At 68.6% G+C, this 26,151-nt stretch carries 20 protein-coding genes; 9 read left to right on the plus strand and 11 right to left on the minus strand.

Features of this window, described 5'->3' with window-relative positions; genetic code table 11:
* Positions 1 to 116: 116 nt before the first annotated feature.
* The 4 genes from B1991_RS08405 to B1991_RS08420 form a co-directional block, all read right to left on the minus strand.
* Positions 117 to 3,242: an efflux RND transporter permease subunit gene (locus tag B1991_RS08405; protein ID WP_246031104.1), complete on the minus strand. Its 3,126-nt coding sequence runs from the start codon at positions 3,240 to 3,242 to the stop codon at positions 117 to 119.
* Positions 3,239 to 4,393, minus strand: a complete 1,155-nt coding sequence (locus tag B1991_RS08410; protein ID WP_136258274.1) for an efflux RND transporter periplasmic adaptor subunit — start codon at positions 4,391 to 4,393, stop codon at positions 3,239 to 3,241. The genes B1991_RS08405 and B1991_RS08410 overlap by 4 nt, the downstream gene beginning before the upstream one ends.
* A complete protein-coding gene (locus tag B1991_RS08415; RefSeq protein ID WP_246031105.1) occupies positions 4,383 to 5,936 on the minus strand; it encodes an efflux transporter outer membrane subunit in 1,554 nt (517 codons plus the stop codon). Before B1991_RS08415 ends, B1991_RS08410 begins: the two co-directional genes overlap by 11 nt.
* A 203-nt stretch (positions 5,937 to 6,139) precedes the next feature.
* Positions 6,140 to 8,989 (minus strand): TonB-dependent receptor, encoded by a 2,850-nt coding sequence (locus tag B1991_RS08420; RefSeq protein ID WP_136258275.1) that lies wholly within the window; start codon positions 8,987 to 8,989, stop codon positions 6,140 to 6,142.
* Positions 8,990 to 9,124: 135 nt separating this feature from the next.
* Between B1991_RS08420 and B1991_RS08425 the strand changes: the two genes are divergently transcribed.
* Entirely contained in the window at positions 9,125 to 9,907 is a 783-nt protein-coding gene (locus tag B1991_RS08425) for a DeoR/GlpR family DNA-binding transcription regulator (protein WP_136258276.1), read from the plus strand.
* Positions 9,908 to 10,007: 100 nt separating this feature from the next.
* Here B1991_RS08425 and B1991_RS08430 read toward each other — a convergent pair whose 3' ends face one another.
* The gene (locus B1991_RS08430) at positions 10,008 to 11,009 is read right to left on the minus strand and encodes an amidohydrolase family protein (protein ID WP_246031106.1); all 1,002 of its coding nucleotides are present in this window, start codon (positions 11,007 to 11,009) and stop codon (positions 10,008 to 10,010) included.
* A gap of 218 nt (positions 11,010 to 11,227) precedes the next feature.
* Between B1991_RS08430 and B1991_RS08435 the strand changes: the two genes are divergently transcribed.
* Genes B1991_RS08435 through B1991_RS08455 form a run of 5 tightly spaced genes read left to right on the plus strand, consistent with a single transcriptional unit; the run spans position 11,228 to position 17,699 of the window.
* On the plus strand, positions 11,228 to 13,336 hold the full coding sequence (locus B1991_RS08435; protein ID WP_136258278.1) for a glycoside hydrolase family 36 protein: 2,109 nt from the start codon (positions 11,228 to 11,230) through the stop codon (positions 13,334 to 13,336).
* Entirely contained in the window at positions 13,333 to 14,352 is a 1,020-nt protein-coding gene (locus B1991_RS08440) for a DMT family transporter (protein WP_136258279.1), read from the plus strand. Before B1991_RS08435 ends, B1991_RS08440 begins: the two co-directional genes overlap by 4 nt.
* The gene (locus B1991_RS08445; protein ID WP_136258280.1) at positions 14,295 to 15,584 is read left to right on the plus strand and encodes a D-tagatose-bisphosphate aldolase, class II, non-catalytic subunit; all 1,290 of its coding nucleotides are present in this window, start codon (positions 14,295 to 14,297) and stop codon (positions 15,582 to 15,584) included. The genes B1991_RS08440 and B1991_RS08445 overlap by 58 nt, the downstream gene beginning before the upstream one ends.
* Complete coding sequence (locus B1991_RS08450) at positions 15,571 to 16,731, plus strand: SIS domain-containing protein (RefSeq protein WP_136258281.1); 1,161 nt, start codon at positions 15,571 to 15,573, stop codon at positions 16,729 to 16,731. Before B1991_RS08445 ends, B1991_RS08450 begins: the two co-directional genes overlap by 14 nt.
* Complete coding sequence (locus B1991_RS08455) at positions 16,728 to 17,699, plus strand: N-acetylglucosamine kinase (protein WP_136258282.1); 972 nt, start codon at positions 16,728 to 16,730, stop codon at positions 17,697 to 17,699. The genes B1991_RS08450 and B1991_RS08455 overlap by 4 nt, the downstream gene beginning before the upstream one ends.
* Before the next feature lie 42 nt (positions 17,700 to 17,741).
* On the opposite strand, the gene trpE is transcribed toward B1991_RS08455, so the two are convergent.
* The gene (gene trpE, locus B1991_RS08460) at positions 17,742 to 19,217 is read right to left on the minus strand and encodes an anthranilate synthase component I (protein WP_136258283.1); all 1,476 of its coding nucleotides are present in this window, start codon (positions 19,215 to 19,217) and stop codon (positions 17,742 to 17,744) included.
* A gap of 142 nt (positions 19,218 to 19,359) precedes the next feature.
* Here trpE and B1991_RS08465 point away from each other — a divergent pair, with 142 nt between their 5' ends.
* Positions 19,360 to 20,490: a hypothetical protein gene (locus tag B1991_RS08465; protein WP_136258284.1), complete on the plus strand. Its 1,131-nt coding sequence runs from the start codon at positions 19,360 to 19,362 to the stop codon at positions 20,488 to 20,490.
* Between the two features lie 3 nt (positions 20,491 to 20,493).
* Here the strand turns inward: B1991_RS08465 and B1991_RS08470 are convergent, their stop codons facing one another.
* From B1991_RS08470 to pdsR, 4 genes are read right to left on the minus strand one after another with little or no spacing between them, the layout of a single operon-like run.
* On the minus strand, positions 20,494 to 20,868 hold the full coding sequence (locus tag B1991_RS08470; RefSeq protein WP_136258285.1) for a hypothetical protein: 375 nt from the start codon (positions 20,866 to 20,868) through the stop codon (positions 20,494 to 20,496).
* Positions 20,869 to 20,925: 57 nt separating this feature from the next.
* A complete protein-coding gene (locus tag B1991_RS08475; RefSeq protein WP_136258286.1) occupies positions 20,926 to 22,956 on the minus strand; it encodes an ATP-binding protein in 2,031 nt (676 codons plus the stop codon).
* An 18-nt stretch (positions 22,957 to 22,974) separates the two neighbouring features.
* Positions 22,975 to 23,550, minus strand: a complete 576-nt coding sequence (locus B1991_RS08480) for a hypothetical protein (protein WP_136258287.1) — start codon at positions 23,548 to 23,550, stop codon at positions 22,975 to 22,977.
* Positions 23,547 to 24,236 carry a proteobacterial dedicated sortase system response regulator gene (gene pdsR, locus B1991_RS08485; protein ID WP_136258288.1) on the minus strand — a complete coding sequence of 230 codons (690 nt, stop codon included), beginning with the start codon at positions 24,234 to 24,236 and terminating at the stop codon, positions 23,547 to 23,549. Before pdsR ends, B1991_RS08480 begins: the two co-directional genes overlap by 4 nt.
* A 305-nt stretch (positions 24,237 to 24,541) precedes the next feature.
* Between pdsR and B1991_RS19080 the strand changes: the two genes are divergently transcribed.
* Both B1991_RS19080 and B1991_RS08490 read left to right on the plus strand, forming a co-directional pair.
* Positions 24,542 to 24,667, plus strand: coding sequence for a hypothetical protein (locus B1991_RS19080; RefSeq protein WP_281280537.1), 126 nt, complete (start codon positions 24,542 to 24,544; stop codon positions 24,665 to 24,667).
* Positions 24,668 to 24,692: 25 nt separating this feature from the next.
* A complete protein-coding gene (locus B1991_RS08490) occupies positions 24,693 to 25,034 on the plus strand; it encodes a hypothetical protein (protein ID WP_136258289.1) in 342 nt (113 codons plus the stop codon).
* A gap of 306 nt (positions 25,035 to 25,340) precedes the next feature.
* Here B1991_RS08490 and rpe read toward each other — a convergent pair whose 3' ends face one another.
* On the minus strand, positions 25,341 to 26,009 hold the full coding sequence (gene rpe / locus B1991_RS08495) for a ribulose-phosphate 3-epimerase (protein WP_136258290.1): 669 nt from the start codon (positions 26,007 to 26,009) through the stop codon (positions 25,341 to 25,343).
* Between the last annotated feature and the right edge of the window lie 142 nt (positions 26,010 to 26,151).

Here is a 26,151-nt window from a genome sequence, read left to right on the forward strand (position 1 = left end):
GCAAACCGATTACCCCGCACCGGCGACCACCGCCGAACGCCCCAGCCAGAAGCCGGCGGGCGGTGCCCGCCAGCTCTTCCGCACCCACAGCGCAAGGAAGGGAGGCGAGCGAGCGCCTACACCTGCAACCGATCGTTCGGTCGCGCCACCAGCGCATACAGCGCCGGCATCAGGTACATGCCGATCAGCAGCCGCGACAGCATGCCGGACACGATCACCAGCGCGAACGGCCGCTGCGAATCGGTGCCGACGCCGCTGGCGATGGCTGCCGGCAACAAGCCGAGCGCGGCCACCAGCGCGGTCATCGTGATCGGGCGCAGGCGCAGGATCGCCGCCTCGTGCACCGCCCTGGCAATGTCCATGCCGCCCAGGCGCAGCTCGTTGACGCAGGAGATGTAGACCACGCCGGTCAGCACCGATACGCCGAACAGCACGATGAAGCCGATCGCCGAGGACACCGAGAACGGCGTGCCGGTGAGCCACATCGCCACGATCGCGCCGAACGGAGCGGACAGCAGCACGCCGACCACGGTGATGAACGGGAACTTGAAATTGCCGTAGAGCACGAACAGCAGGCCGAAGATCAGCAGCAGGGTCAGCGGCAGGATCACGTTCATCTGCGCGCGCGAGGCGGTGTATTCCTTGTACTCGCCGCCCCACTCCAGCCGGTAGCCGTGCGGCAGCTTCACGTCGTGGCCGACCCGGGCGATCGCGTCGTTCACCGCGCCGGCCAGGTCCCGCCCGCTCACCGAGAACTGCACGCCGATGTAGCGCGAACCGTTCTCGCGATAGATGAAGGAGGCGCCGTTGGCGATGCTGATGTCGGCCAGCTCCTTCAACGGAATCTGCTGGCCGCCGGGCGTGGCCACCGGGATCTCGCCGATCTGCTGCGGGTTGTCGCGGTACTGCGGCTGCAGTCGCACCAGCAGGTCGAACTGTTTCTCGCCCTGTGCCACCTCGGTGGCCACGTCGCCGCCGATCGCCGCCTCGATCAGCTTGTTGATGTCCTCGACGTTGAGCCCGTAGCGCGCGATCTTGGCGCGGTCGATCCTGATCGACAGGTTCGGCTGCCCCAGCTCGTGCACCAGGGTCAGGTCGGTGATGCCGCGCACCTTTGCCATCGCCTGCTTGATCGCCTTGCCCTTGGCCTGCAACACGTGCAGGTCCGGGCCGTACACCTTGACCGCCAGCGCGCTCTTCAGGCCGGTCTCGGCCTCGTCCACTGCATCCTCGGCCGGCTGGGTGTAGTTGAACTGGATGCCGGGAAACACCTGCAGCTTCTTGTCGATCGCCGCGATCAGGTCGGCCTTGCTGCGGTACTTGCCGTCCCACTGCGAATACGGTTTCAGGCCGACGAAGAACTCGTCGTTGAAGAAACCGGTGGAATCGGTGCCGTCGTCCGGACGGCCCAGTTCGGAGCCGACCGTGGTGACTTCGGGGAAGGAGCGCAGGATCTGCCGGATCTGCGGCGAGATCTTGGAGGCCTCGTCGAAGGAGATGGTGTACGGCATGGTGGCGCGTACCCACAGCGAGCCTTCGTCCAGATGCGGCATGAACTCCGCGCCGATGCCGCGCATCATCACCAGCGCGATCACCAGCAGCAGCAGCGAAGCCCCGGTCACCCGCCACGCATGCTGCTGCAGGCGGTCGAGCCAACGCACGTACCAGCCCTTGAACTTCTCGTAGATCGCGTTGCGCCGCTCTCGCACGCCACGGCGCATGAACAGCGCGCACAGCACCGGCAGCAGGGTCAGCGTCACCAGCAGCGAGCCGACCAGGGCGAAGATCATGGTGTCGGCCATCGGCTTGAACAGCGTGCCGGAAGGCCCGGTCAGCACGTAGATCGGCAGGAAGCTGGCCACGATCACCGCCACCGCGTAGACCAGCGGGCGGTCGACTTCCGAGGCGGCGCTCTGGATCACCTCGCGGATGTCGAACTCGGTGCCCTCCCGCGCGGCCAGTTCGCGGAAGATGTTCTCGACCATGAAGATCGCGCCATCGACCAGGATGCCGAAGTCCACCGCGCCGATCGACAGCAGGTTGGCCGAGGCACCCTTCAGATCCAGGCACAGGAACGCAAACAGCAGGGCCAGCGGAATCGTCACCGCCACGATCAGCCCCGCGCGCACGTCGTAGAGGAAGAAGATCAGCACCGCGATCACCAGCGCCATGCCCAGCAGCAGGTTGTGCATCACCACCGCCTTGGTCTGGCCGATCAGGTCGGTGAGGTCGTAGAACGGGTGGATCTTGACGTCGTCGGGCAGCACCTCGCGGTTGAGCTCCCGCGTCTTCGCCTCGACCCGCTGCAGCACGTTCTCGGTCTTGGAGCCGGTCAGCGCCAGTACCACGCCCTCCACCGCGTCGTCCTGGCCCATGAAGCCGAACTCGCCCAGCCGCGGCGCGATGCCGACCTGCACGGTGCCGACGTTCTTGACCAGGATCGGCGTGCCGTCGTGCACCGCCAGCACCACGTTGCCGATGTCCTGCACGGTCTCGAGCCGGCCCAGCCCGCGCACGTAGAAAAACTGCCCGCCCTGGGTGTAGAAGCCGCCGCCGGCGTTGCCGTTGTTGGCCGCGAGCGCGGCCTCGACCTGCGCCACCGACAGGCCCAGCGCCGCGATCTTCACCGGGTCGAGCAGCACCTGGTACTGCATGGTGCCGCCGCCGAAACCGGAGTCGTCGGCCACGCCGGGCACCGAACGGTACTGGGGCGCGACGACCCAGTCGTTCAGCGTCTTCAGCTCCATCGGCGAGCGGTCGGTGCTCTGCAGCACGTAGCGGTACACCAGCCCCGAGGGCGGCGACATCGGCGACATCGACGAGGCCACGCCATCGGGCAGTCCGACATCCGGCAAGCGGTTGCGCACGCGCTGGCGCGCGAAATACGGATCGGTGCCGTCGGCGAAACCGAGCGTGACATCGGACAGGCCGTACAACGAGACGGAGCGCTTGGTGACCATGCCGGGGATGGCATTCATGCCCAGCTCCACCGGCACCGTGATCAGCCGCTCCACTTCCTCGGCCGAATGTCCCGGCCACTGCGTGACGATGTCGACCATCGGCGGCGACAGGTTGGGGTACGCGTCCATCGGCAGGATGTTGCAGGACCACACGCCGGCCGCGGCCAGGCCCAGCGCCAGCAGCACCATCAGCATGCGCTGCTGCAGCGCGAACGCGACGATGCGGTTGATCAGCGAGGTCGGGCGCGGCGGCAGCCCTTCGGGTGGGGTCTGCGCGCTCATTGGGTCTGCATGAAATGCAGGAAGATCGCGCCGTCCACCACGACCTTGTCGCCGGCGTGCAGACCGTCGGGAATCTCGAACGAATCGTCGACGCGATCACCCAGCGTCACCGTGCGTTGCGCATAACCGCCGTCGGCCGCCGCCACGTACACGAACGGCAGGTTCTCGTCATCGCGCAGCACCGCCGACACCGGCAGCAGCAAGCCCGTGCGCGCGTCACCGGAGCGGATCTTCACGCGCACGTACATCTGCCGCTTGAGCACGCCGTCGGGATTGGCGACCAGCACGCGGGCGCCGATCGAACGCGTATCGGGATCGACCACGGAGCCGACATTGGTCACCTTGCCCGGCATCGTCGCGCCATCGCCGCCGACCTCGACGGTGGCCGCGTCGCCGTTCCTCACCGCCGCCAGGTCGTCGCCGAACAGCTGCGCCATCACCCACATGCTCGAGGTATCGGCGACGGTGAAGCAGGGTGTCGAACCGGCCGCCAGCAACTGGCCGGGCGCGATCGACTTCTCCACCACGGTGCCGGCGATCGGTGCGCGGATCACGCCCTGGCCATGCGCCACCGGCTTGCCTTCGCGTATCGCCGCGATGGTTTGCGGATCGACATGCAAGGCCAGCAGCGCCTGCAGCGCGGCGTCGCGATCGGCGTCCGCTCCCGCTGCATCGGATTGCGCCTGCGCATGTTCGCGCTGCGAGATCGCCTGGTGCGCATACAGGTCGCGATCGGTCGCCGCCACCTGGTCGGCGGCATGCGCCGCGGCGAGCGCCTTGCGATACGCGCCGACGGCGGCGGCGAAGTCGGGCGAATCCACCCGCGCCAGCGGCTGTCCCGCCTTGACCTTGTCGCCCGGGTTCACCAGCACCGCGGTCACCGGACCGGAAAACGGCGCCAGCACCTGCGTGGCACGGTCGTGGTCGAAATCCACCACGCCGCTGGTTTCGATGCGGCGGTGAAAGCTGCTGCGCTCCATGGTCAGCAGATGGATGTGCTGGCGCTGCGCCGCGGTCAGCGTCACGTTGTGCGGCGTGTCGGCGGCGGCCTGGGGCGCGGCTTTCGACGAGCAGGCGGCCAGCGTCGACACGATCATCAGCGCAAGGGCGGGCGTGCGCCAGGACGACGCGGAGCAGGGTCTACTTTTCATCGCTATCCCGGGTGACAGCAGCATCGGTGGAGTGGGCATCGGCGTCGTGCCACCAGCCGCCGCCCATGGCCTGGAACAACGCGGCGGTGTCGACATAGCGACTGGCCTGCGCCTGCACCAGCGCGATGCGCGCCTGCTGGTCGGCCTGCTCCGCGCCGAGCAGCGACAGGTAGCCGGCGTAGCCGTCCCTGTACTGGCGCTGCGAGAGTTCCAGGGTGAGTTTGGCCGCGTCCGCGGCCTTGGCCGCCGCCTGCAGGCCTTCGGCATCGTGCTGCAGCGCCGCCAGCGTGTCGGCCACGTTCTGGAACGCGGTCAGCACGGTGCCGCGGTATGCCTCGGCCGCCTGCACGTAGGCCGCCTTGGCCGCGCGCTCCTGATGCAGCAGGCTGCCGCCCTCGAAGATCGGCGCCGCCAGATCCGCGCCCAGGCTCCAGAAGCCGGTGCCGCTCTTGAACAACTGCTTGATCGCCAGTGCCGTGCTGCCCGCATTCGCCGTCAACGAAATATTCGGCAGGCGATTCGCGATCGCCACACCGATCTGCGCGCTGGCCGCGTGCATGTTGGCCTCGGCCTGGCGCACGTCTGGGCGTTGCGCCACCAGGGTCGAGGGCAGGCTCAGGGGAAGTTGTTGCGGCAACTGCAGGCTGGCCAGGTCAAACGACGGTGGCGCCGCCTCGCCGGGCAGTTCTCCGGCGAGCACGGCCAGCAGATGGTTCTGCTGGTCCAGCTGGTTCAGCAGCGGCGGCAGCGTGGCCTGCAACTGCGCCAGCTGCGATTCCTGCGCGGCGAGATCGAGCCGCCCCGCGTAGCCCTTGTCCAACTGGTAACGCAGCAGTTTGACCATCTTCGCGTTGGTCGCGATCAGCTCGCGGGTCGCGTCGACCTGCGCACGCAGCGAAGCCTGCTGCACCGCCGCCACCACCACGTTGCTGCTCAGCGTGATGCGCGTGGCCAGCATCTGGAAGCGCACCTCCTGCTGCTGCGCCTTCAGCGATTCCACGTTGCGCCGGTTCAGGCCGAACACGTCCGGCACGTACGACACGCTGACCTGCGGCGTGAACAGGTTGTACAGGAACGCGTTGTTGCTCGGCACCGGTGCCAGCGCCCCCGGCGGATCCTGCTCGCGGCTGGCCGACAAGCCCGCGCTGACGCTCGGTGCGTACGCGCCGCGTCCCGCGAACGTGTTCTCGCGCGCCACCGCCAGCGCGGCCTGGGCTGCCTTGAGGTCGGGGTTGTGCGCCAGCGCCTGCTCGATCAGCGCATCGAGTTCGGCTGAATGAAACAGCGTCCACCACTGCGCGGGAATGTCGCCGCCGGGAACGAAATGCTGGGCCTGTCCGCCGCCGACGTCGGCGCTGGCGGTCCGTTCCGGCAGCGGTGCGGCCGCCACGCTAGCGACGTCCGGCGCCGCCGGCCGCTGGAAATCCGGCCCCACCGCACAGCCGCCGATCGCCAGCATCGCGACGACCGCCAGCAGCGATCGCGTCGACCCGCCTGCCCGTCCGATCATCGCGGCCGTCATGTCGACGGTGCCAGCAGACAATCGAACCCCGGGTTTTTCATGTGTGCGCGTCGACGAGGAGGAAGCCTGGCGCAACGATATAACGTACCAAGCCGGCGCGAAACCCTGCAAGAAATTGCGTCGCGCGACTGCTCCGCCCGGGATTCCGCGCCGGCCGGCAGCAAGGGGCGGCCGGCCCGGCCAGCCGCATCAGCGGGCCAGCCGGAGCGGAACCGTGCGGCAAGCTAGAACCGCAACGCCACCCCCAGGTTCACCGAGCGGCCATAGCGGTAATAGCCCTGCGACAGCAGCGGGTTGCCGTTGATGCTGTAGGTCTGCGCCTTGTCCAGCAGGTTCTGGCCGTCGAGGCTGACGCTGATCATGTCGTTGAACTTGTAGGAGACATGCGCCGTCACCCAGGTGATCGCGTCGGCCTGTTCGTTGTAGCCGGTCCCCAGCACGTTGATCGCGGTTACGAAGCCGTTGGTGCGGTCGGCATTGGCGCCCAGCGACCACTTGCCCTTTTCGTACATCACGCCCAGCGAGTAGGTCGCCGGGGCGATGCCCTCGAGCGGACGCTGCTCGCCATCCACCCAGCTCGTGGAGAGATTGCGCGTGTACTGCGCACGCACGCCGAAACCGTTGTCCCAGAAGTGCTGCAGGCTCAGTTCCAGGCCTTTCACGCGCGCATGGTCGCCGTTGATCGGGCGCATCACGTTGAACAGGTAGCCGGGCACGCCGATGTCCTGGCCGGTTTCCCAGCTGGTGGTGATCTGGTTGGTGATGCGCTTGTAGAACACGGCCATGCTGGCGACGGAGTGCTGGGCGAAGTACCACTCCAGCGACAGGTCGCCCTGCGCCGCGCTGTAGGGCTTGAGGTCCGCGTTGCCGCCGTAGACCTGGGTGAACTCGCCCCACGCGACGCTTTCGGTGGTGTTGGTCGGTGCCAGCTGGTCCACCGCCGGGCGCGCCATGGTCTTGGCGGCGCCGGCGCGCAGTTGCAGCTGGTCGGTGAAATGCCAGGTGAAGTTGGCCGAGGGCAGCAGGTAGCTGTAGCTCGCGTCCTGGACCACCGGCGTGGGCGCCGCGTACTCGGCGGTGTAGTTGAACGCGCCGTTCTCGGTGATGCTCAGGATCTTCGCGTCCCAGGCCTGGGCGCGGGTATCGGTCTGCACCAGGCGCACGCCGACGTCGCCTTCCCAGCGATCCCCGGACATGTCCGCCTGCACGTAGAACGCATTGGTCTTCTCGCTCACGCGGTAGCTCTGCAGCGGGTTCCACTGCGGGCCGGCCAGGGCGTAGTCGTACGGCGTGCCGTCCGGCCGCAGGTTGCCGTTGTAGGCCTGCAGCCGGGCCAGGTAGTTGGGCACGTCGAAGGCGAGGAAGCTGCGCGGGAAGCTGCTGCCCACCCCCGACATGAAGTGCGGCAGGTGGAAGGAGTGCGAGATCACGTTGCCGCCGAGGTCGGCCACGTTGATGGCGTTGTCCTCGGAGTAGTAGTCGGCGCCGCCGTTGAGCGTGTTGTTGACCAGGTCGCGCGACTTCTCGCGCTCGGTGCGGGTCACGCCGAAGCGCAGGTTGTCCACGCCCCACTTGCCGACGAACAGCTTGCCGGCCACGGTGCCGCCGGTGATCTCGTCGCGGATGTTGTCGCCGCTCAGCTCCATGTAGTGCGTGTTGAAGTCCGAGTCGCTGAACTGCCCGCTGGCGAGGCCCGAGACGAGGTCGCGGCCATCGTCGAACTTCACGTCGACGTTGGGCACCGCATACGGCCCGAGGGTGATGCGCGCCGTGTTGGGCTGGTTCATGCGCAGCACGACGTAGGTGTCCTGGCCGCCGGAGCGGCGCTCCGAGGTGGAGCGGTACAGGTCGCCGGTCAGGGTGAGGTCGTCGGTGGCCTTCCACTCGCCGTTGATGCCGTACAGCGCGGTGTCGACGACGCGGTACTGGGTCTGGTTGAGCAGCTCCGGATTGAGCCGCAGCTCCGGGTCCGGGTTGTCCATGGTGAAGCCGGTGACGATGCCGTTCTGCACGGTGATGTCGGACCAGCGGCCCGGCGCGAACAGCGGGTAGTAGGACTGCTGGTAGGACACCTGCGGCGAATCCAGGCGCGTCTTCAACCCGTCCACCACGATGCGCACCCGATCGCTCGGACGCCACTCGATCTTGCCGGAGTAGGCGGTGCGCTTCTTGTCCTCCAGGATCGAGCCGACGCGGAACTGGCCCGGCGCGATCAGGCCGTAGTCTTCCGGGTCCAGCTCGCCGTTGCCGTTGAGGTCGATGTTGCCGCCCCAGGCATTGCCGTACCAGTCGGGATCATTGGGGTCCGGGTTGCGCGTCCAGCCGCCATCGTTGCCGGCGACGTCCGTGCGATCCCTGCGCTTGGCCTTGACCACGCCCAGCAGCACGCCGACGGTGTCGTTGGCGAAGGTGTTGCTGTAGGCGGCCGAAAACTTGTGTCCGTTGAGTTCGGACATCTGGTTGCGGTCGCCCTCCAGGCGCACGATGCCGTGCTGCCCCGGCTGGTCGAACGGACTGGCCGAGCGCAGGTTGATCAGGCCGCCGATCGCCCCCTCGGTCAGCGAGGCCTGCGCGCCCTTGATCACGTCGGCGCCGTTGATCACGTCGGCCGGCAGGACGTCGAAGGCGAAGTCGCGACCGGCGCCGTCGGTGGCCAGGATGCGGCCGTTGAACGTGGTCAGGGTGAATTCGGGGCCGAGGCCGCGCACGCTGACCTTCTGCCCCTCGCCGCCGGCCGTGCGCGAGATGGCCACGCCGGTGATGTGGCTGAGCGAGTCGGCCACGTTGTCGTCGGGGAACATGCCCAGCTCGAGCGCGCTGATCGAATCCTGCACGGTCGCGGCATCGCGCTTGAGCTCGGTCGAGCGCGCCATGCTGCCCCGTTCGCCGGTGACCACCACGGTCGCCAGCTCGGTGGCGGCGCGCGGCGTGGCTTGTTCAACCGGGACGGCTTGGGGACTCTGCGTCGTGGCGGCGCTGGCAGGCGCTGTCTGGGAGAACGCCGTCGCCGGTATCAGCAGAGCCAGGGCGACGGCACAAGACAGTGTGTTTCGGTGAAAGGGGGCGGCGTTCAAGGGCTCTCTCCTGGGGGCGCGATGGCGGACCTTGCATCTAAACAACGAAACCGAGCCTATAACATGTTTCGTTTAGCATCAATAGCGAAATACAACGAAATGCGGCATAATTTCTCCATCCGTCGGAACTCCCCCATGGCCGCCACTCGCGATACCAGTCAACGACGCCTCCAGATCAGCGAACTCGTCCGCCAGCAGGGAAGCGTCCAGGTCAGCAGGCTGGCCGACCGCTTCGGCGTGAGTGCGCAGACCGTGCGCAAGGATCTGCGCTACCTGGCCGAGCGCGGCGTGATGGCGCGGGCCTACGGCGGCGCGATCGACAGCGGCGTGATCGGCAACGGCACCCCTGCCGAGCCCAATTACGAAGCGAAAAGCACCAGCTACCTCGCCGAGAAGCGCCGCATCGGCGTGCGCGCCGCGACCCTGATCAAGCCCGGCGACACCGTCGCCATCGACTCCGGCACCACGGCGATCCAGCTGGCCAAGGCGCTGCCGGACATCGACATCACCGTGGTCACCAACGACTACGGCGTGCTGACCGCGCTGGCAGCCAAGCCCAACATCAACCTCGTCATGCTCGGCGGCGAATTGCGTCGGCGCAACATGGCGTTCTACGGTGGGTTGACGGTCGAGGCGCTGGACGCGCTGCACGTGGACAAGCTGTTCCTCGGCGTGGACGGTTTCGACCTGGAGCGCGGCATCACCACCCATTACGAGCCCGAGGCCCTGCTCAATCGCAAGATGGTGGAGGCCGCGCGCGTGGTCATCTCCATCACCGACAGTTCCAAATTCGGCAAGGTCTGCCTGCACCGCATCATCCCCGTCACCGCGTTGAACATGCTGATCACGGACACCGGCGCACCCGAGGACATCATCCAGGCCAGCCACCAGCTCGGATTCGAGCTGTTGTTGGCCTGAGACTCGGGATTCGGAAAAGCCGGAGCATCGCCCTCGGCGGGCCGACGCAGCACTGGCGCCCTGATGCTTCTGCCGATCCCGAATCCCCAATCCCCGACCTCTATCTACCCGACCGGGCAAAGACCCGCCGGGCATTGGCGTAGTAGATCTTGTCGATCACCGCACGCGGCAGCGCCAAGCCCGGCACGTCGGCGCCGATCATGTCCACGTGCTGCGACTCGCCGGTCGCCAGATACCGCCAGTCCGAGACCCACGCGGCATGCGCCTCGCGCCTGAATTCGGCGGGGTCGGCATCGGGGCCGTAGGTCAGGTCGGTGCCGTACAGAAGCCGGTCCTGGTAGCGGATGAAGAAGTTGCGCACCTTCTCGCGGTCGCGCACCGACTGGTACTGCACCTGACTCATGCGCGCGGCCATGTCCACGCTGGCATCGGGGAAACGATCGAGGAAGGCGGCGATGCGGTCGACGTCGTATTCCAGGCTGGCCAGATGCGCGCCGACGAAACGCAGCTTCGAATGCGCGGCCACGAAGCGGTCGCGCACCGCCATCAACTCCTCGTAACGCGGCATCTCCGGATGCAGGTACATGTAGTACTCCGGATGCTTGCTGAAGTACTCGCGGTCGTTGTCGGTGGTCATCTGGTCCAGCGGCAACCAGCAGTTGCGCGGCTCGCCCTGGTGGTCGATCAGGGCCACGCCGAGCGCGCGCACCTGCTCGGCCACGGGCGCCAGGCCCGGATCGTCGAGCATGATCAGCTTGCCGTCGGCGCCCCGCTCCGCGAGGCCCACGTTCTTCCAGACTTTCACTGCCAGGGCACCGGCCGCGACGTCGCGGGCAAGTTTCGCGTCGACGCGATCGGCCCAGCCCGGCGTGCCGAACCCCTTCATCGAGAACGTGGTGGCCCAATGGAAACGGGTCGGGTCCCTGGCTGCCAGCGCCAGGGCGGCCGCGTGCTGCCGCGCGATGCTCGGGAAGTCGGGATAGTCGACGTTGATCGACAGCAGCTCGAAACCGTCCGCGCGCGCCTGTTCGAGGAACGCCGGATCAGGCGTGTTGGCGTGGACGTGGGCGTCGAACTTGCGTACCTGGCTGAAGTCGGCCATCGAATAACTTTCCGCGTCATTCCGGCCCGGCATCGCGCAGGCGGCGGAAAAGGCTGCCGCGACGGCCAACAGAGCAACGGCAACGGGACGCAAGATCGTGTTCATCGGCCCACCTTGACAATATAACGAAACATTTCCGAACCATATCGAAACGAAACGCTTGCATCAAGAGCAACGGGTGACGCAGAATCGGGACGACGTCTCAAGAGGAATTCGCCATGCGCCCGATCGGACGCCGCACGGTATTGAAGCTCGTGGCCGGCAGCGTAGCCGGTGGTGCGGCGTGGCTCATGCTGCCGAAGGCGCTGGCGGCGTCCCGGTCCGGTACCGCCAATGTTGCCGGCGGCCCCGGTGCCACGGCCGGCGATGCGGTACTGGCGATCGCCTTCGATCGCCGCCTGCACACACGCCTGGTGGTCCGCGGCAAGCCGCTCACGCCATGGCAGCCCAGCGAGAGCCTGCTGCTGGCCGATGGCGCGGTCGACGACTTCGTCATCACCGGCCACCGGGAACGACCCATCGCCGATGCGCGTCACGGCAACGGTCATCAGGCGATCGTCACCGGTCGTTCCGGCCAGCTGGAAAAGGAAGTGGCGCTGACCTTCTTCGACGATCTTCCCGGCTTCGCGGTGCTGCAGACGCGCTACCGCAACCTGGGCAGCACCGCCGTGCAGGTTGCCGGCTGGCGCAATGCCGCGCATGAACTGGCCGAGGCGCCCGGCGGTTTCTGGAGTTTCTCCGGCACTACCCACACCGATCGCCGCGACTGGGTGCAGCCGATGGCCGCCGGGTTCGACCAGCGCAACACGCTGGCGATGGATTCGTCCGACTACGGCGGCGGCACGCCGGTGGCCAATATCTGGCGCCGCGACATCGGCCTGGCGGTCGGTCACGTGGAACCGGTGGTGCGTCCGCTGGATCTGCCGGTGCGCAAGACCGCTGGCGGTGCGCATATCGCGGTCGAGTCGGTGCAGGCATCGACCTTGGCGCCCGGCCAGACCCTGGTCACCGAACGCACCTTCCTGGCGGTCCACACCGGCGATCATTTCGCACCGCTGCTGCAATATCGACAGTACATGCAGGCCGAGGGCCTGGAAGCGCCGCGGGCTCCGGAATCGGCCTTCGCGCCGGTGTGGTGCGCGTGGGGCTACGGTCGCGACTTCACCGTCAAGCAGGTCCTCGACACGCTGCCGAAGGCGCGCGAGCTGGGCTTCGGCTGGGTGGTGATGGACGACGGCTGGCAGACCAACGAAGGCGACTGGCGCATCGACAAGCGCAAGTTCCCGCGCGGCGAGGCCGACATGCGCGACTTCACCGCGAAGATACGCGCCGAGGGCATGCATCCGCGTCTGTGGATCGCGCCGCTGGCCGCCGACCCGGGCAGCGACGTGCTGCACGACCACCCCGACATGCTGCTGCTGGACAAGGACGGCGGCTTCCAGAAGATCACCTGGTGGAATGCGCTCACCCAGTGCCCGGCCTACCAGCCCACCGTCGACTTCTACGTGGCCCTGGTGAAGAAGGTGATCGGCGACTGGGGCTTCGAAGGCATCAAGTTCGACGGCCAGCACCTCAATGCCGTGGCGCCCTGCTACAACCCCGCGCACAAGCATGCGCATCCGAGCGATTCGGTCGAAGGCCTGGCCACGTTCTGGCAGGCCATCCACCGGGCGGCGCACGAGGCCAACCCGCGGGCGGTGGTCGAGCTGTGCCCCTGCGGCACCGCGTTCGATTTCCACAACCTGCCGGCGACCGACCAGTACCCGGCGTCCGATCCGACCTCTTCCTGGCAGGTGCGCAGCAAGGGCAAGAGCATGAAGGCGCTGATGGGCTCGCTCAGCAGCTATGCGGGCGACCACGTGGAACTGTCCGACCGCGGCGACGATTTCGCCTCCACCGTCGGCATCGGCGCGATTCCCTCCACCAAGTTCACCTGGCCGAAGGACACCGAGCATCCCTCCGAGCCGCTGCCGCCGGGCGGCCTGGTGCTCACCGCGGAGAAGGAAGCGCTGTGGCGCAAGTGGGTGGCCTTGTACAAGCAGCACATGCTGCCCAAGGGCGAATACCTGGGCACGCTTTACGACATCGGCTTCGACAGGCCCGAGGCGCACGCCATCGCCAAGGACGGGGCGATGTACTACGCCTTCTACGCCGACCAGTTCAAGGGCAAGGTGCCGTTGCGCGGGCTGGGCGCCGGACGCTACAAGGTGCGCGACCTGTTCAACGACGTCGACCTTGGCGAGGTGGATGCCAGCGAGGCGAACCTGCCGGTGGCGTTCAGGCACTTCGTGTTGCTGCAGGCCACGCCACTGGGGACGCCGGCATGAGCCTGGCCGCCAGTGCGATCGCCGCGCCGCGCCGCCGCCCCTGGCTGGTTTTCGCCGTCACCACCGTCGCGCTGTGGGGTGTGTGGGGCGCGCTGTCGCCACTGTCGGCCGAGCACGGTTTTCCCGAGACGCTGGTGTACTGCGTGTGGGCGCTGACCATGATCCCGCCGGCGCTGTACATCCTGTGGCGCAGCGGCTGGGCGCTGGAGCATTCACCGCGCGCGATCGCCTACGGCATGGCCATCGGCCTGCTGGGCGCCGGCGGGCAGATGCTGCTGTTCCACACGCTGACCATCGGGCCGGCGTATTTCGTGTTCCCGATCATCTCGCTGTCGCCAGTGGTGACGATCGCGCTGTCCTTCGCCTTCCTGCGCGAGCGCACCGGCTGGAGCGGCGCGCTGGGCATCGTGCTGGCGCTGGTCGCATTGCCGATGCTGGATCTGTCGTTCGGTCGCGGCATCAGCGGCGGTCTGGGCTGGTTCGTGCAATCGCTGCTGATCATGCTGGCCTGGGGCGTGCAGGCTTACTTCATGCGCCTGGCCAATCACACCGTGCGCGCCGAGAGCATCTTCTTCTACATGATGCTGGGCGGCCTGCTGCTGGCGCCGGTGGCGCTGGCGATGACCGACTGGTCACAGCCGATCAACACCGGCATCGACGGGCCGTGGATGACCGCCGCGATCCAGCTGCTCAACGCCATCGGCGCGCTGACCCTGGTCTACGCCTTCCGCCACGGCAAGGCGATCGTGGTGGCGCCGCTGACCAATGCCGGCGCCCCGCTGGTGACCGCCGCGCTGGCGCTCGTATTCGCCAGCGTCGTGCCGGGTCCGCTGAAAATGATCGGCCTGGTGCTGGCCCTGATCGCCTCGTTGCTGCTGGTACTCGAACCCGAGGCTCCGGCCGAAGCCGGGCACGATCCCGACGTTTCCACCCCCTCCCCCGAATGGACTCCGACCTCATGCAAGTCCTCTCCGAGCTCATCGCCCGCCACAAGCAGGGACACGCCGGTGGCGTGACCTCGATCTGTTCCGCGCATCCCCTCGTCATCGAGGCCGGCCTGCGCCACGCGCAACGCACGGGGCAGGCATTCGTGCTGTTCGAAGCCACCTGCAACCAGGTCAACCAGGACGGCGGCTACACCGGGATGAAGCCGGCCGATTTCGTCGCCTTCGTGCATGCGATCGCCGATCGCGTCGGCTTCGACCACGCGCGCATCGCGCTGGGTGGCGATCACCTGGGACCCAACCCGTGGACGTCGCTGGACGCGACCGCGGCGATGGACAAGGCCGAGGCGATGGTGGCCGCGTACGTGGCCGCCGGCTTCCGCAAGATCCACCTGGACTGCTCGATGGCCTGCAGTGGCGATCCCGAACCGCTGCCGGAGGCGGAGATCGTGCGTCGCGCGGTACGCCTGTGCCGGACGGCCGAAGCCGCCCATGCGCGCGTCGGGGGCGAGCCGCCGGTCTACGTGATCGGCACCGAGGTGCCGGTGCCGGGCGGTGCCACCGAAGCCATCGAAGGCCTCGCCGTGACCGCACCACAAGCCGCCCTGGCCACGATCGAGGCGCATCGTCAGGCCTTCGTCGCCGCGGGGCTGGACGCCGCGTGGCAACGCGTGATCGCCTCCGTGGTGCAACCGGGCGTGGAGTTCGACCACCACGACGTGGTGGATTACGAGCCGCCGAAAGCGCGCGAATTGAGCCACGCCATCACCGGCGTGCCCGGCATGGTGTTCGAAGCGCACTCGACCGACTACCAGACTCGTGACGCGCTGGCCGCGCTGGTACGCGATCATTTCGCCATCCTCAAGGTCGGCCCCGGCCTGACCTTTGCCCTGCGCGAGGCGCTGTGGGCGCTGGACGCGATCGAGCAGGAGTGGATCGAGGATGCGCGCCGGGCACGCCTGCGCGAGGTGGTGTTGGCACGCATGCGCGAGCAGCCCGGGCACTGGCAGCGCTATTACCACGGCGAAGGCCACGCGCTGACCATCGACCTGCAGTACAGCCTCAGCGACCGCATCCGCTATTACTGGCCCGACCCGGTGATCGAGCAGGCCTGCCAGCGCCTGTTCGACAACCTGCGCACGAACCCGCCGCCGCTGCCGCTGATCAGCCAGTTCCTGCCGCACGCGCTGCACGCGCTGCGCACCGGCGCCGCGACCAGCGACCCGCGCTCCCTGACCATGGCACACATCAGTGCCGCCCTCGACGACTACCACCATGCCTGCCATGACCATGACATCCACTGAGTACCTTGGCGCGCCCGAGTCCGAGCTGGCCGCTGCGGGCGCGCTCTGCACCGCGCGCGAAATCGAGCAGCAGCCGCGGATGCTGCGGCAGACGCACGCGCTGGTGGCCGGGCTGCACGCGCAGATCCGCGCGTTTGCCGGCCCGCTGATCGACGACCCTGCCGCGCGGGTGATCCTGACCGGCGCCGGCAGCTCGTCCTACATCGGCCAGTGCGTGGCGCCACTGCTGGACCGCCGGCTGGCCGCCCGCGTGGACGCGGTGCCGACCACCGACATCGTGTGCGCCCCGCATTTGTATCTGGAGCCGGAACAGCCGCTGCTGCTGGTCTCCTTCGGCCGTTCCGGCAACAGCCCCGAAAGCCTGGCCGCGGTGGAACTCGCCGAATCCCTGGTGCGTGACGTGCGCCACCTGGCGATCATCTGCAATGCCGACGGTGCGCTGGGCAAGGCACCGGTCGCCCGCTCGATGACCCTGCTGCTGCCGGCCGAGACCCACGACGCCGGCTTCGCCATGACCTCCAGCTTCAGCTGCATGATGTACGCGGCGATGGCCGCGTTGCTGCCAAACGGCAGCATGGACGCGCGCATCGACGCCATCGCCGAGGCTACCGCGCGGGTCATCGCCGAATCGCTGCCGGCGCTGAACGAGCTGGCGCGCGCTCCGTACGACCGCGTCGCCTACCTCGGCAGCGGCGTGTTGCAGGGGCTGGCCCGCGAGGCGTCGCTGAAGCTCGGCGAGCTGACCAATGGTGCGGTGGCAACCTGCTTCGAGTCGCCGCTGGGTTTCCGCCACGGGCCCAAGACCTTCATCACCGAACATGCCCTGGTGATGGTCTTCGTGTCCAACGATCCGCTGACCCGCCGCTACGACCTCGACCTGGTGGATGAACTGCGTCGCGACGGCCGCGCGGCACGCATCATCGAGGTGAGCGCACAGCCGCGCGCCACCGCGGGTGCCGACGGCATCGCGGTGCCGGCGATGGCCGATGCCGTCGATGCGGAGCTGCTGTGGCCGTACCTCGCCATCGCCCAGATCCACGCCTTCCTCCGTTCGCGCGCCCTCGGCGTGACGCCCGACAATCCCAACCCCGCGGGCCTGGTGAACCGCGTCGTGCAGGGTGTACGCCTGTACGCTTTGAGCGCATGAATCGGGTGACTTACCTGGGCGTGGACGGCGGCGGAACGAAAACGCGTTTCGCCCTGATCGACGCTGACGGCCGACTGCTCGCCGAAGCGGAGCTCGGCACGACTTACCATCCGCACGTCGGGCTGGACGGCGTGCGTGCCATCCTGGGTGAGGGCGTGACTGCGGTGCTGGACGCCGCCGGCCGAACCCCGGCCGACATCGGCCATGCCTTCTTCGGGCTGCCCGCCTACGGCGAGGACAGCCGCGCCACCGCGCTGCTGCAAGCATGCCCCGCGGCGATCCTCGGCCACGACCGCTACACCTGCGACAACGACATGGTGTGCGGCTGGGCCGGCTCGCTGGGCTGCGCCGACGGCATCAACATCGTCGCCGGCACCGGTTCGATCGGCTATGGCCAGCGCCGGGGCCTCGCGGCTCGCGCGGGCGGCTGGGGCGAGGCGTTCTCCGATGAAGGCTCCGCCTACTGGATCGCCATGCGCGGACTCAACGCCTACTCGCGCATGAGCGACGGGCGCCTGCCCCGCGGCCCGCTGCACGCGATCCTCAACGCGCACTTCCAGCTCGACAACGACCTGGACATCTGCGCCCATGTCTACGGCGGCAACTCCTACGCCCGCGGCGAGCTGGCGCAACTCTCGCGCCAGGTCGCCGAAGCGGCACGGGCCGGCGACGACGTGGCCGCCGCCATCTTCCGCGATGCCGGCCGCGAACTGGCCGACATCTGCGACACGCTGCGACGGGCCCTGCACTTCGAAGCCGGCGAAACCGTGCCGGTGTCCCACTCCGGCGGCGCCTTCAATGCCGACGAACTGCTGCTGGCCCCGCTGCGCGAGGCGCTTGCCGCCGCAAGCACGGATTTCGACCTGCGTCCGCCGTTGCACGCGCCGCACTACGGCGCCGCGCTCTACGCGGCCAAGCTCGGCGGCCACCCGGTGCCGGCGGCAACACGGGCTTCCGTCGCCCCCTGATCGAGGCCACGCGATTCGCGACGGGCTTTTGCCGGGACCGCCCTACAGCCCCTGCGCCGCCTGCGCCACCGCGCGGAACAGCGCGCGGCCCTTGTTCATGGTCTCTTCCCACTCGGCGGCGGGGTCGGAGTCGAACACGATGCCGGCGCCGGCCTGCACGTGCAGGCGGCCGCCGTGGATCACCGCGGTGCGGATCGCGATGGCGGTGTCGGCGTCGCCCCACCAGCCGATCCAGCCGATCGCGCCGCCGTAGATGTTGCGCTTGTGCGGCTCCAGTTCCTGGATGATCTCCAGCGCGCGCACCTTCGGCGCGCCCGACAGCGTGCCGGCCGGGAAGGTGGCCTTCAGCACGTCCATGTAGCTCAAGCCTTCGCGCACGCTGCCCTGCACCTGCGAGACGATGTGCATCACGTGCGAGTAGCGCTCGATCGCGAACGAGTCACTCACTTCCACGCTGCCGGTCTCGCTGATCCGGCCGAGGTCGTTGCGGCCCAGGTCGATCAGCATCACGTGCTCGGCGCGCTCCTTCGGGTCAGCCAGCAGCTCGGCTTCCAGCGCGCGGTCTTCTTCCTCCGTGGCGCCGCGCCGGCGCGTGCCGGCCAGCGGGCGCACCACCACCTTGCCGTCCTTCAGGCGCGCCAGGATCTCCGGCGAGGAACCGACGATCTGCGTGGCGCCGAGGTCGACGAAGTACATGTACGGCGAGGGATTCAGCGCGCGCAGCGCGCGGTACACGTCGACCGGCCGTGCGTTGAAGCGCACGGAGAGGCGCTGCGAGGGCACCACCTGGAAGATGTCGCCGGCGCGGATGTACTCCTTCGCGCGCTCGACCATCGCCTCGAACTCCTCCCGGGTGAACGAGGACTTGAAATCGCTCTCGTCCAGCGCGACCGACTTGGTCAGTTGCGGGTAGGAGGCGCCGCCCTGGCGCAGGCGGTAGACCAGCGCGTCGAGCCGCCGCTGCGCCTGCGCATAGGCGTGCGGCTGCGACGGGTCGGCGTGCACGATCAGGTACAGCCGGCCCTTGAGGTTGTCGAATACCGCCACTTCCTCGGCCAGCATCAAGAGCACGTCGGGCGTGCCCAGCTCGTCGGCGCGATCCCATTGCGCCAGGCGCGGCTCGATGTAGCCGATCGTCTCGAAACCGAAGTAGCCGACCAGGCCGCCGGAAAACGCCGGCAGTTGCGGCAGCCGCGGCACGTCGTACTGCGCGCGCAGCTTCTCGATCTCGCCCAGCGGATCGTCCAGGTGGCGGCGCTCGGTGACTTCGCCGGCGTCCTCCACTTCCAGCTCGTGCCCGCGCAGGCGGAACACCCGCTTCGCCGGCAGCCCGATGATCGAATAGCGCCCCCAGGTGGCGCCGCCCTCGACCGATTCGAACAGGAAGGTGTACGGCCCGTCGGCCAGCTTCAGGTACACCGACAGCGGCGTGTCGAGGTCGGAAAACACCTCGCGCACCAGCGGGATGCGCGTGTGACCCTGGGCGGCCAGCGCGTCGAATTCGTCTCGACTGATCATGTCGGTGAAAAAATCACGGTGCGGTTCCGATGGCCAGAACGGGAAGCGGCCATTGTAGGGGAAGCATGGGCAGCCACGCGGCGCGCTTGATACGCCGGCGGCAGCGGTCTAACCTCGGCGGTCGGGCTACAGGGGACCACGCGTGGATCAGTACTGCGTCGTAGTGTGCGGCTTGCGGGCCGGTGCGTCGGACGAGGCTTCGGCGTGGGCGCCAGTGGCGGCCGCGCTGAGGATGGAGCAGGACGAATTCGCACGGCGCGTACTCGCCGCCCTGCCACGCGTCGTGCGCCAGCGGCTGGATCTGGCCACCGCCGAGCGTATCGCGCAACTGCTGCAAGGCATGCACGTCGACGCCCGCGCGCTGCCCGACGACGCCCGGCTGGCGTACATCGAACGCGATGGACGCAGCCGCGGACCGCTGCCGCAGTCGGCGCTGGACATGTTCATCGAGCCGGGCGAACCCTACCGGCTGCAGGGCAGTCACGCATGGGAGACGTGGCCGGAGCCACCGGAACACGAGACGACCATCGCGCCAGCGCAGGCCTTCGACGAGGCGGTGGTAGCACCCGTCGACGAACTGCCGGTGGAGGCACCCGCGGATCAGGTGGAGGGCGAAGCGGAAGCGCCATCGACTGAAGACAATCCGCCGGCTTCGATGCCGCCGTTGCCGACCGAGCCGTCGCCGCCGGAAGCCTCCGCCTCGACGCTCGACGACGAGGTGATGGCTGATGACGCCCTGATCAATCCGGCGCAGGAGGAGGAGGGGGAAGATTCCGCCACCGCGGAGGAGCTGGCCGAATCACCGGCCGAAGCCGGCACCGATCAGCCACGTCGTTCACGGTACGGTCGCCTGCTGTTGCTGCTGGTGATCGCGGGCGTGGCTGCCTGGGCCTACCTGCACTGGATGGCCGACAGCCGCGTCGATGACACCCCGCCACCCGCGCCGGTCGCCCACGCCTCGCACCCTGCGGACAACGCCACGACCGGACCGGGGTCGACGACGTCGGTCGGGGCGGCTCCGGTCCCTGCCGCTTCGGCGGCGGCAGCGGGTGCCAGCCCGACGCCAGCGCCAGCGACTTCGGCCCCCGCAGCCGGCGGCACGGCCACCCTGCCCGCGGCAGCCTCGATCATCACCGCTCCAGCCGCGGCAGCCAGTGCGGCACCAGCCCCGGCATCCAGCGCGATGCCAGCCACGGCCACCAGCGCGCCACCAGCCCATGCAGGTAACGCGGCGGCCATGCCAGCGGCGGCGAGATCGTCCCCGCAGGGCTGAGCGTCAGGCGGTTTCGGGGACGGCGTCCCTCTCCTGTGGCGGCCGATCGGCAGCCGCCGCTGACCCGCCGGTGGCGGCAAGCAGCGCCTCGTTCTCGCGCATCACCTCACGCAAGGCCAGCAGCGCCCGCACGTTGCGTTCCAGTTCGGCGATCGAGATCGGAAAAAAGTTGTCGTCGCGATCGCTGACCACCCAGCTGCGCGCACGCGCCAGGTCGACCGGAATCTGCGCGGCATGCAGCGCTTCGACCACGTCCGCGGGACGCAACTCGGCCAGCTCGCACACCAGTCGCCACAGCCAGTTCATGCGTTGCGGATCGGTGGCGCGCAACAACGGCGGGCGACGATAGGGTTGCCGGCTGAGACTGGGGACATCCATGGCGACATTTCCGCGGGAAGCCGAGATGTCCGGGTAGCGGCAAACGGCGGCGAAGCTTTAACCGCCCAGCCGATGCCGCGGCATGCCGCGCAGGGTCAGGGTGAACGCCACACCGCTGCCGTCGTCGAGGTTGCGCGCGATGACGCTGCCGCCGTGGCGCTCGGCGACCAGGCGCACCACGTACAGCCCCAGGCCCAGGTGCGGCGCCTCGCCGGGAGTGGTCTTGTCGCGCAGGCTGACCAGCGAGTCGAACAAGCGGCCCTGCATCGCCGCGGGCAGCGGTGGCCCCTGGTTGGCCAGCTCGATCTCGGCGCCACCGTCGAGTGCGCGCAGGCTCAGCCGCAGCCAGCCATGCTCGGGGGTGAACGAGAGCGCGTTGTCGAGCAGCTTGTCCAGCGCCTGCGCGATCAGTTCGGGCGCGCCGTGCAGCGGCAACGGCGCCTCCGGCAACCGGCAATCGAGCCGGCGCGTGCCGATCAGCGGACGGTAGCCGTCGGCGCAGCCGCGCACCACGTCGCGCAGGTCGACATCCTCCGGCTCGGCCGCTTCGATCGAGCGCTCCATCCGGCTCGATTCGCTCATCGCCCGCACCAGCGCACCCAGCCGCGCCACGCCGTCGCGGGCGCGTTCCAGGTAAGGCTTGGCCGGCTCCGGCAGCGCGGCGTGCTGCTGCAGTGCGTGCTCCAGGTTGTCCAGCGAGGACTTCACGATCGCCAGCGGCGTGTTCAGCTCGTGCGACAGCTTCGAGGCCAGCGTGCGCAGGTAATCGGTGTAACTTCCCACCGCCACGAACAGCTTCTCGAAGCTGCGGGCGAGATCGCCGATCTCGTCCGGCGCGTCGATCATCGGAAAGCGGTCGGGATTCAATTGGCCGTCCAGACGTCCATCGTTGCGTTGCGCCCGCTCGACGGCGTTGCGCAGCCGCGCGAGGCGCAGGCTGAGCCGGGTGGCGAACGCCAGCAGGATGCCGCCGGCCAGCAGCAGCACGCCGAAGCTGGTCAGCAGCACGCCGAACAGCGCACGGTTGGCCAGCAGCGGCACGGTGCGACTGGCCTGCTCCAGCAGCAGCACGCCCTCGACCTGGCCGGCCCGCTCGATCGGCACCGCGGCGGCCAGTATCACGCTGCCGCGCTCCTCGCCGTGGCGCCAGCGGCTGACCGCGTGGCCGGCGCGCGCATGCTCCACTTCGCGGGTATCCAGCCGCGGCACGTCCTGCGCCCACAGGTTGGCGTCGTCCAGGCGAGTGGCCAGCAGCGAGCGATAGACCAGCGAGGCGAACCAGCCGGGATCGCGCTCGGCCGCGCTGCTGCCATGCAGTCGGCCGCTGCGCGCGAGCAACCAGCCGGCCGGTGACAGCACGCGCGCCTGCACGCCCGCCGGCACCAGCTGCGCCAGCTCGCCGGAGAGTGCGGGCGAGTAGCGGTGCAACGGGCGCGACTCGACCACCAGCCGATCACCGCCGCTGCCGGCATCGTAGGCGCCGATGCCCAGGCGGCTCAGCGCCGGTTGCGGCGGCAGGCGCAGCTCGACCTGGTAGCCGCTGCCATCCTCCTGCCAGCGCGCGCCGAGCTGATCGGGCAGGCCGGGCACCGGCGGGTCCAGCGGCAACGCCTGCAGCGGTCCCGGCGCGGCGCTGGCCAGGAGGTAGCGCCGCTGTCCGGCGGCGTTGCCCAAGGCCAGGATCAGGTGATCGGCCAGCAGCGCGTTCGCGTCTTCGGCATCGGCGCGGGTGCGATGGGTGTCGGCCACCTGCGCGTGCAGGTAGAAGCCGTCCGCGTCCTCGGCCAGCAGCAACTGTCCGCGTCGCGCGAACGGCTGGCTCCACGGCGTCAGCGGCGCCCAGTCGTCGCCGTAGCCGTCGACGGTGATCGGCGTGGGCGCCTCCTGCACGTACCAGCCCGGGCCCTCGGCCGGCGGCAACGCACGGGTCACCACCAGGCTGCGCGCCACCACCTGCGCCGAGGCCACCAGCGCCTGGGCCTGGCCATCGCGCAGCAGCGATTCCATCTGGCGCACGTCGAACCAGCCGGCGATCGGCAGCGCCAGCGTGCACAGCGCTACCAGCAGCAGCTTGCGGCGCAGGCTCATGCCGCTCCGGTCCGTCGCTCAGCGGGCATCGGCCGGCGCCGCGGCGCGCTGGTAGTGCGAGGCCATCACCACGCGCATGAAGTCATCCAGCAACGCACGGCGCGTGGGGTCGCCGTCGTCGAAGGCCATCGACCAGCTGTAGCGGATGCCGCTGGCCTGGCCGGGATCGCAGAACACCAGCACGTCGTCGACATGATCACTGCCTTCGTAGACGCTGGCCTCGCAGGACATGTCGGGATGACGCACGGCGAAGCTGGTGGTCTTGCCGGCGGGGTCGAGCTGGAGATAGCGCTTGCGGTCGGCCTGTATCTCGGCGGCCACGCTGGGCAGCACGCGCGGCCACACGTTCAGCACCATGACCCGCTGCGGCTTGCCGCTCCACTCGCCCTGATACAGCACCGCGTTGACGCCGATCGCCTGGGCGTAGGTGCAACAGTCGCGCGTCCAGCCCGGCGGTGAAGCCACCGCGATCGTCCAGGCCGGCGCGTTGCCGTCGCGGGCGCCGCGGGCCAGCACGTCGTCGCCGGTGCCGGTCGCCCAAGTCAGCGCCGCGCAGAACAACAGTGCCAGCGCCACGCACAGACGCGCGCTCACGGCTTCCACCGGTAGCCCACGCCATGCACGGTCTCGATCGCGTCGAACTCGGGCGCCACCGCAACGAACTTCTTGCGGATGCGCTTGATGTGCGAGGTGATCGTGGCGTCGTCCACCACCAGCTCCGCCTCACGCATCAGCTGGTCGCGGTTCTTCACGTGGCCGGGGAAGCGCACCAGCGTGTGCACCATCCAGAACTCGGTGACGGTGAGCGGGATCTCCTCGCCGTTCCAGGTGATGCGCATGCGCTCGGATTCCAGCTTCAGCGGGCCGTGCTCGAGCACCGTCTCGCTGGAGGCCGGCGCCTTCAGCGACTCGATCCGGCGGAACAGCGCGGCTATGCGTGCGGCCAGCTGGTGCAGGCTGGTGTCCTTGCTGAGGTAGTCGTCGGCGCCCAGGCGCAGGCCGGAGATCACGTCGAAATCCGAATCGCGCGCGGTGAGGAAGATCAGCGGCAGCGTCGACGATTTCGCGCGCAGTTCGCGGCACAGGTCGAAGCCGCCCTCCGGCTCGTCGCCCAGGCCGATGTCGATGATGACCAGCTCGGGCAACTTCATCGCGAACGCGCTGGACGCTTCCTGGCGCGAGCCATAACCGCGCGCGTCGTAGCCGAAACGGTTCAGCGCCTCGACGTAGTTGGCGCGGATCAACGGTTCGTCTTCGACGATGGCAATGCTGCGGCCCATGGCGCACTCCCTGGATGGTGGTTGCAGCGTGCTATGCGCGCCGCGCGGGCGCAAGCGGTCGCACCGTGCTGCCAGCGATTTGCCACAAACCGGCGGCAAATCGCCCGGCAGCGGTCGGCGCCCGCGCCGCGACGGAGGCTTTGATGTGATCCACGCACTCCATCACGAGGTCGATCATGGATACCCGCCCCGACGAACACGATCCCCGCGCCGAACTGCATGGCTTCGAGCCGCTGCGCACCGGCCTGGCGCTGGGCGCCCTGCTGCTGGGCCTGCTGGTCGGCTTCTTCTGAAGGAGGCGCGCCATGTTCCGTCATCTGTCCAAGCTCAATCCGTTTGCCGTGGTGGAAGTCGTCCGCGCGCCCGGCGCGAAGGGAATCGCGCCGGACGCGGGCCAGGACGAAACCGATCCCGACTGGCAACCGCTGTAACCGTGTTCCTCCCCCTGGTGGTTGCTTGCCCCTCGCCTGCGAGGGGCTTTTTTTGCGCGCGCGCGTGCTGCCCGCCATTTGCCACGACTGGCCCGGATGCCGCCGTTGGCGCGGCTCCCGCGCGACCTTCGCGCATGCGGCAATGCAGACGTGGCTCGAACGACAGGAGGGCACCGGCATGCATGCAGCAATACGGATTTCGCACACATGGCGTCACTGGTTGATGGTCGGCAGCCTGCTGCTGGCCGCCGGACTGGGCCTCGATGCGGTGTGGATCCACGCCAGGGTCGCGCTGACGCAGTGGCTGAACGCCCGCGCGCAGGCCCGATCCGGCCGGCTGCAGCCGCGGCCTGCGCAGCGAACCTGAACGACGCAGTTGGCAATTCGGCCACCGCGACGGGAACCAACCGGCAGCGACCGGGTCGGATCAAGTGATTGGCGACGTTCCTCTTTGCCGTGGAACGTGCCGGTGCGGGTTCTGTGTACTCCTGAGCAGGGCTCGCACCGGCACACGCCAATCCATGGTGTTTCCCCCTTGCGTCCCCGACGACGTTTATCCCGGTGCCTCTCCCGGCACCGGGATTTTTTCCTTGCGCCGCCTGGCTAGTCGATCGCCTTGCGCACGGCGGCGGACATCCTCAGCCGATCGCCTTGTGCATGGCGGCGGACATCCTCAACCGATCGCCTTGCGCATGGCGGCGATCTCGGCCGCGTAATCCTTCGCGTGGAAGATCGCCGAGCCGGCGACGAAGGTGTCGGCGCCGGCGGCCGCGATCGCGCCGATGTTGTCGGCAGTGACGCCGCCGTCGACCTCCAGCCGGATCGCGCGGCCGCTGGCCTCGATCCGCTCGCGCGCCTGGCGCAGCTTGTCCAGCGTGCCGGGGATGAATTTCTGGCCGCCGAAACCGGGGTTCACCGACATGATCAGGATCATGTCCAGCTTGTCCATCACGTAATCGAGATGGTCCAGCGGCGTGGCCGGGTTGAACACCAGCCCGGCCTGGCAACCGGACTCCCTGATCAGGCCCAGCGTGCGGTCGATGTGCTCGCTCGCCTCCGGATGGAAGCTGATCAGGCTGGCGCCGGCCTTGGCGAAGTCCGGCACGATGCGATCGACCGGCTTGACCATCAGGTGCACGTCGATCGGCGCGGTGATGCCGTATTTGCGCAGCGAGGCGAGCACCATCGGACCGATCGTGAGGTTCGGCACGTAGTGGTTGTCCATCACGTCGAAATGCACCCAGTCGGCACCGGCGGCGAGTGCCGCAGCCGTGTCTTCGCCCAGCCGGGCAAAATCGGCGGCGAGGATGGACGGGGCGATGATGGGGCTCTGCTTGGGCATGGCGGCTACCGGGCGGCGAAGGTGACGTCTATTGTAGGAGCCCGCTTGCGGGCGATGCTTCTGGAACCGGGCTTCGGCCCTTCGACAAGCCCGGGGCGGTGAATTCGGGATGGGGGATTCGCAAAAGCAAAGGCAAGAGCAT

Origin of the sequence: Rhodanobacter lindaniclasticus (assembly GCF_004799035.1) — a bacterium.
Classification (GTDB): domain Bacteria; phylum Pseudomonadota; class Gammaproteobacteria; order Xanthomonadales; family Rhodanobacteraceae; genus Rhodanobacter; species Rhodanobacter lindaniclasticus.

What these genes read in the sequence shown, in the direction of transcription:
- rpe (WP_136258290.1), bottom strand. Translation starts at nt 26,009, where the DNA reads ATGCCCAAGCAGAGCCCCATCATCGCCCCGTCCATCCTCGCCGCCGAT.
- B1991_RS08475 (WP_136258286.1), bottom strand. Translation starts at nt 22,956, where the DNA reads ATGAGCCTGCGCCGCAAGCTGCTGCTGGTAGCGCTGTGCACGCTGGCG.
- B1991_RS08435 (WP_136258278.1), top strand. Translation starts at nt 11,228, where the DNA reads ATGCGCCCGATCGGACGCCGCACGGTATTGAAGCTCGTGGCCGGCAGC.
- B1991_RS19080 (WP_281280537.1), top strand. Translation starts at nt 24,542, where the DNA reads ATGTTCCGTCATCTGTCCAAGCTCAATCCGTTTGCCGTGGTGGAAGTC.
- B1991_RS08455 (WP_136258282.1), top strand. Translation starts at nt 16,728, where the DNA reads ATGAATCGGGTGACTTACCTGGGCGTGGACGGCGGCGGAACGAAAACG.
- B1991_RS08425 (WP_136258276.1), top strand. Translation starts at nt 9,125, where the DNA reads ATGGCCGCCACTCGCGATACCAGTCAACGACGCCTCCAGATCAGCGAA.
- B1991_RS08410 (WP_136258274.1), bottom strand. Translation starts at nt 4,393, where the DNA reads ATGAAAAGTAGACCCTGCTCCGCGTCGTCCTGGCGCACGCCCGCCCTT.
- B1991_RS08445 (WP_136258280.1), top strand. Translation starts at nt 14,295, where the DNA reads ATGCAAGTCCTCTCCGAGCTCATCGCCCGCCACAAGCAGGGACACGCC.
- B1991_RS08430 (WP_246031106.1), bottom strand. Translation starts at nt 11,009, where the DNA reads ATGGCCGACTTCAGCCAGGTACGCAAGTTCGACGCCCACGTCCACGCC.
- B1991_RS08470 (WP_136258285.1), bottom strand. Translation starts at nt 20,868, where the DNA reads ATGGATGTCCCCAGTCTCAGCCGGCAACCCTATCGTCGCCCGCCGTTG.
- B1991_RS08440 (WP_136258279.1), top strand. Translation starts at nt 13,333, where the DNA reads ATGAGCCTGGCCGCCAGTGCGATCGCCGCGCCGCGCCGCCGCCCCTGG.
- trpE (WP_136258283.1), bottom strand. Translation starts at nt 19,217, where the DNA reads ATGATCAGTCGAGACGAATTCGACGCGCTGGCCGCCCAGGGTCACACG.
- B1991_RS08405 (WP_246031104.1), bottom strand. Translation starts at nt 3,242, where the DNA reads ATGAGCGCGCAGACCCCACCCGAAGGGCTGCCGCCGCGCCCGACCTCG.
- pdsR (WP_136258288.1), bottom strand. Translation starts at nt 24,236, where the DNA reads ATGGGCCGCAGCATTGCCATCGTCGAAGACGAACCGTTGATCCGCGCC.
- B1991_RS08450 (WP_136258281.1), top strand. Translation starts at nt 15,571, where the DNA reads ATGACATCCACTGAGTACCTTGGCGCGCCCGAGTCCGAGCTGGCCGCT.